This is a genomic window from Microbacterium sp. K41 (assembly GCF_004794395.1).
GTDB lineage: Bacteria > Actinomycetota > Actinomycetes > Actinomycetales > Microbacteriaceae > Microbacterium > Microbacterium sufflavum.
Genome location: NZ_SSDO01000030.1, coordinates 1 through 337, shown reverse-complemented (window position 1 = coordinate 337; position 337 = coordinate 1). Strand labels below are relative to the sequence as shown.

Sequence of the window (337 nt, the reverse complement as noted above, 5' to 3'; positions counted from 1 at the left end):
GTCCGGGCGCGGGGGAGTACTGCAGCACCACGCGCCGCAGGAACGGGTCGCGCGCGGCGGTCGCGGTCAGCCACTCCGCCTCCGCCACGGAGTCCGCGGCCTGCACCGCGATTGCGGAGGCGACACCGGCCGCCGTCAACTCCCGTCCGAGCCCGACGGCGGAGGCGTGCCGCGGCAGGTCGAGGTCGTCGCGGAACCAGGGGATCGGCACGGCGTCCACATCCCAGACGTGCACGTGGGCATCGACGATCCGCATGTCAGGTCCCGTGCGGCGCCATCATGCGGCGACCGCGGCGACCGCGACGACCGCGGCGCCCGCGGCACGGGGGAGCCGCCG

The 337-nt window shown here is 76.6% G+C and carries 1 pseudogene; it reads right to left on the bottom strand.

The features are described from left to right. Positions 1–256, bottom strand: a pseudogene (locus DW309_RS00375) (hypothetical protein); the annotation flags it as partial. Between the last annotated feature and the right edge of the window lie 81 nt (positions 257–337).